At 41.2% G+C, this 2,182-nt stretch carries 2 protein-coding genes; both read right to left on the reverse strand.

The annotated features are described in order from the left end of the window. Window positions 1–774, reverse strand: a 774-nt coding sequence (locus tag A3761_RS22920; RefSeq protein ID WP_068750958.1) for a class I SAM-dependent methyltransferase, incomplete at its 3' end; no start/stop codon positions are given. Between the two features lie 174 nt (window positions 775–948). Next, window positions 949–1,680 (reverse strand): PEP-CTERM sorting domain-containing protein, encoded by a 732-nt coding sequence (locus tag A3761_RS22925; RefSeq protein ID WP_068633021.1) that lies wholly within the window; start codon window positions 1,678–1,680, stop codon window positions 949–951. Window positions 1,681–2,182: the final 502 nt, after the last annotated feature.

Below are 2,182 nucleotides of genomic sequence, written 5' to 3' on the forward strand. Positions count from 1 at the left end.
TAAGATAACTCCGCCATCCTTTAAGTATTTGGTGCAGCGACGTAGTAGTTTCTGATAGTCAGGCCAGCCTCGAAAGGAGCCTTTATGAAAAGGCGGCGGGTCGAGAATGATTATGTCGAACTTTGACTGCTTGGCAATTTGGCTGTTTGACTTAAGAATGTTCTTTTTCCAAATCGATACTCTTTCATCCAGTAGATTATTTATCTGATGATTTAATTGTGCGGTTTTGGTGGCGCTACCGCACATATCAATATTAACTACTTTCTTTGCGCCACCTTTCAAAGCAAACAAAGAAAATACCGAGGTATAAGAAAAAAGGTTTAGAACACGTTTGTTTTCGGCGTGTTCAGCAAGCCAATGCCAGCCACTTCGCATGTCTGGAAACACGCCTGTGTTGCGGTTTTCGCCTAAACTAACCTTACACAAAAGATCCTTATCAAGTGCTGCATTAAACTCCAAAGGCAGTTCAGGCTTATTGCTAGTTCGTGTAAACAAAACCTCATTTTCCACATCGGGCCAAGGCCGGGATTGGAGCAATACGCTTTGAATAAACTCATGCTCTTCAAAGATCTCCTTAATGACGGAAAGCTCATTGTTGCTTAGCTCACCTTCATAGCATTGGACAAATAAAACGGGTGGATACCACTCAATATTGAGGTTCTCAAATGAGGGAAAAAACCGACCTCTGCCATGGAATACTCGGCAAACCTGTTCAGGCGATTGTCTAAGGTTTTCACCTAGTTCTTGCTTTAGGAGGTTCTGTACAGTAGTCATTGCAGAAATTTTGGTCCGGCTCAGTGATTGTTCAGGGGATTCTATAAAAGAAATGATGGTAGATCTATTTTTATGATTTTGGCCGCGAAAGAAGAGCAGTTAATTAAATCATAAAGAGAGAGTAAGAGAACCTATAAGGCGAATACCTTATAGGTTGTATGGAAAAAGAAGTCGTTAAGCAATACTGCGCCGCCTCATTAAACCTATGCCAAATAAACCAAACGCTAGTAGGGCAAACGTTGAGGGCTCAGATACGCTAATCACGCATTGATTGGGGTCGGTTTGTGGGTCACAGGAACCTATGCTGATTGAGAATACGTCATCGGGAAAAGCAAACTGCGTATTCTGGCCATCAGGACTTAGAAATATTGCTCTGTCCAAGTCGCTACCGGTCACATTGTACAGGTCGATAAATAAGTCTTCAGGGTCGAAGCCGATGATGACAAAGCCATCGGTACAGCAATTCACCCAATCCAAATCAATATTGATAGAGCTAGTTGTACCCAGTGCACTATTACCTCCTTCATTTGGGTCATCTAAGAATGCCAGTGCTGCGGGTGTAGAAAAGTCAATGCTGGCATTAAAAGAGCCGCCTCCACTTCCATTTGGTCTTTCAAGAATTACCCCAAAGCTCAATTCATTGGTAAGCGTATTCACATGAGAAAATATCTGCAAGGCGTCAGCTTCTAAGGGGATGGGGGTTGTGGTTCCAGGGTAAACCGGGTTCGCTGATGCTGCCCAAGGGCTACCATAGTTGTAGAAATCAGTGCCTGTTTCTGCACTGTCGAAAGTACCTAGCAAGAACTGAGAGCCATTAAAGTCAATATCCAATACTGCAGCCGAAGCAATTGAAGAAGACAAGGATAGAACGACAGCTGTACACAAATGCCAAATAATGTTTTTCATTGTCTGTTTCCTTCCTATTGTGTTGGTTTTATTGTGAGTTATTGATCAAAAAATACGCAGGAAATAGACCAGATTCTGTAACTTTAGTTATTACAGTAACTTGTCCGCAAGGCTATAAAGGTAGGTTTCAGAACGTGTAAAACTCTTCGACACTATTTGTCATAAAAGTTGGTAAAAAGTGGCTATTCATAATGAGGCTGGCCCGCTATTAAAATTTGAATTGGTTCACGTATTAACGAATCGAGTCGATTGGTAGAATATAGCGTTATATTTCTAAGTATTTGTAATTGCAGAATAAAATATTCAATTCTCAAGTGCTTTGTTTATTCCCCCTGCTTGGGGAGGGGGGAATGTTGAAATGGCTAGTTTAGAATGTGAGTGCTCAATTGCACCCTTATTTAGTCTAAGGTAGCTGTAAAACATTGTGTTCTTTGGGCTATAAAAATAAATATATTAAGATATCCAAGGGGATAACCATGCCGGGTTTAGTTAAGAAAACCAT

It is taken from the genome of Oleiphilus sp. HI0123 (assembly GCF_001635315.1).